The organism is Candidatus Eisenbacteria bacterium (genome assembly GCA_005893305.1).
Taxonomy (GTDB): domain Bacteria; phylum Eisenbacteria; class RBG-16-71-46; order SZUA-252; family SZUA-252; genus WS-9.
This window is the reverse complement of record VBOZ01000034.1, coordinates 1-2,999: the sequence shown is the minus strand read 5'-3', so window position 1 is coordinate 2,999 and position 2,999 is coordinate 1. Positions and strand designations below refer to the sequence as shown.

Annotated in this window: 1 protein-coding gene and 1 pseudogene (1 of these 2 running past the window's edge); both read right to left on the bottom strand. The window is 63.7% G+C overall.

Annotated elements, in window-relative coordinates; all coding sequences use genetic code 11:
• Positions 1-390, bottom strand: a pseudogene (locus E6K79_11115) (hypothetical protein); it reaches 153 nt to the left of the window's first position.
• A 188-nt stretch (positions 391-578) separates the two neighbouring features.
• Positions 579-2,999 (bottom strand): T9SS type A sorting domain-containing protein (locus tag E6K79_11110; GenBank protein TMQ62957.1); only part of this gene is annotated, 2,421 nt, incomplete at its 5' end.

Below are 2,999 nucleotides of genomic sequence, written 5' to 3'. Positions count from 1 at the left end.
GACAGCGCGGATGAAGAACGAATGCGCCTTCGCGTTCCCGGGGTTCGTGCCGGTCCCGCCCGTCAGCTGGGTCGAGTCGTTGACCGTCACCTCGAAAATGCTGTCCGTCTTGGTCGTGAAGTGGAACGCCCCGATGCTCGAGTCGTCCCAGGACCAGAGGAAGCCCACGACGTACCCGTCCGCGTCTTCCCCGCGCCAGTAGAGATGGAGCCGATACGAGTAGTTGAGGTCGGCGACCGATGAATCGATGGGAGCGGCCACCAGAAACGTCTGTGGCGGCCTGTTCCGATCGACCAGGAGCGGATTTTTCGCGCAGGACAGCAGGAGGCCCGTAAAGACAGACAGGAACACGACCAAGGCCAGAGAGCGCCAGGATCCTGGCATCGACATCACGTTCTCCGATGAGACTGGGCTGAGCACCGGCAGGTTTGGGCTGTTTGTCGGGGGACCTGTTTAAATTAGCAGCCTGGCCGAGCGCCTGTCAACGCCATTTTCAGGGTGGCATCCCCTAAAAACGAAGAGGGCCGCCGGTATGCCCGGCGGCCCTTTCGCTGCTTCTTTACAGCTCTACGGCTGGGTTACTTCACGAGCACCAAGCTGCTCGGCGCCCGGAACGACTGCCCGTTCGGGAAGACGATCTTGTAGAAGTAGACCCCGCTCGCGAGCGGCGTGCCGTCATCCCGCTTGCCGTTCCAGCGGACTTCGTTCGCACCCGAAACCACGGAGGCACGCAGCGTACGGACCAGCTGCCCACCCACGCTGAAGATGCGAATCTCGCCCTTGCCCGCCTGCGCGCTCGAGAAGCGAATCGCGGTCTGCGGGTTGAACGGATTCGGGAAGTTACCGTTGATCTTGTTGATACGCGGTGCCGCCTCACCCTCGACCACCTCCACGCCGGTCGCCAAAGCGCCAGCCTGGATCGGGTAGAGCGGACCGTACGTGCTGGTGTTGAATCCGGCCGACTGACCCGCCCAATCCGCCTGCATCGACGTGAATCCAGGGGAGGTTGCCGGGCTCGGACACGGCCAGCACTTGCCGGTATCGGAAGCAGCAGCGGTGCGCTGACCGCGGCAGCTCGTGAGGAACTTGTAGAGCACCCTCATCCGATTCTCGGCACCCGACCGCGTGTAGTTCTGGGTGTTCGGGGCAACCGCGGGGTCCCGAATGAACTGGATCGAGAAGCCATAGCCCAAGGCCTTGCTCCGGTCCTTGTCGGCGATGTTGTCCAGCTCACGCGAGTACGCGATGCCTGCGGTCTGGCTGCTGGGTGCCGAATAGAAGGCCACCGCAACAGCGTTCGCGTCCCCAACCTTCGAGAGCGCGTCGAACTTGTTCGGACCCGGGCATCCGCCGTCGATCGGATACGTAAACGTGCCCGGAGCCGCGAGACCCGGTCCCGCGCTCGGCGCCGAGAAGCGGTCGTCGATCGTCGGGAACGCCACGGTGCTGAAGTCCGACCACGCGTTCGCGCAAGAGCTCACGCCGAACACGTTCTGGGCGAGGCTCAGCTGCAGCGTGTTGTCGACCGTGGTCGAGTTGATCAGGTTGTTGAACATATCGTCGCCGCTCACGAAGAAGCAGCGGTCGCCCTGATCGGAACCCGTGTCACGCCGCCACCACTGCTCGGCCAACGTGGCGTCTTGCTCGTTGAATACCGTCGCCGTCCTGGTGTGGCTCGACTCGATCATGATGCGGTACCACTTGGCGAGCGAGTCGGCGATCGGATACTCAAGGTAGTTCGGGAGGAAGTTGCTGAGACGATCGGGCCGCTTGCCCGGAAGCTCGTGGCCGCCGAAGTGGTTCGCGGTCGTGCCACTCGCAAGGAAGCGGAACCGGTCGTTGCGGACACCCAATCCGCGCAGGGCCTGGTTCACAGGATCATAGCCGAACGCCCACGTCGTGTAGACACCGTCCAGGTTCAGGACCGGCGTGTCGGTCTTGCCGGCCAACAGCGAGCCGGCGGGCCCTGGGGCATACGCGCTCGGGAGCACCCGGAACTCGATGATGTCCGGAGCCCTGAGTCCGCCTACGCCAGGCAGAATCGGAAGATCTTCGACTTCGCGGGCGAGGTTATCCGAGGAGAACGTGTATGACGTGCCCCCGTTGATGTCGACGCCCTTGAAGTAGTACTGCATCCGCGTGCCGCGCGGCAGGAACCGGAGGCTGGCGTAGGTCGTGTTCCCGTTGATGGAGAAGCCACCCGGGAGCGACGCGCCGGCCCGGAGCTTGTCATCCGGCGGCCAGTTGATCGCGTACTCAGAGTCGAGAATCGTGGTGTCCGTGGGCGCGACGCTCACGTTCGCGTAGATCTGGCAGGAGTCGAACGCGCTCCACGTCTTCGTGGCCGGATCGAACAACCGATAGATCATGCGCGGGAAATCAAACGCGGCATTGTAGGAGCCGTTGTGGCGCGCCTGATAGTCCTCGCCAGCGGCGATGGTCAGATCGTGCCCGTCTTTCCAGTTGATGCCCATGCCGTTCTTGCGGAGACCGGTAATGACCGAAACCGTGATCGAGTCGCCGGTAGCGGCATTCCAGTTGTCGTTGACCGCGATGTTATGCAGCGTTCCGCCCGTCGGGTCGATGTCCGACCCGCGGTTGCCCGGCCAGCAAGGCGTGGTCTGGCAATTCGCTCCCTTGATCGTTCCGTCTACGAACATCGACATGGCCACGGAGCCGGGGAAAGTCCCGAAGATCGGAGCCGGGACGCCCGACGTGACCTGGATGCGGAAGTTGTCGTAGAGGAGCGCGTTCGCCTGGCTGCTCCAGCAGTTTGCTCGATCCGCGGCAAACGGCGGGATGCACTGGAGGTTGTAGCGAACCTGGAAGGAGTCCGCCTGCACCGCCTTCGCCAGCTCGTCTCCGTCGTCGATCCACGCCTGGAGCGCGCCTGTCGAGACGCCGCCGCCAGGAGCCGTGTTGTCCCAGAGTCCCCAACTCCCGAACTTGTGGATCCGGTACTCGGCGTACTGCACGTAGCCGGCGAACCGTGGGAGGTC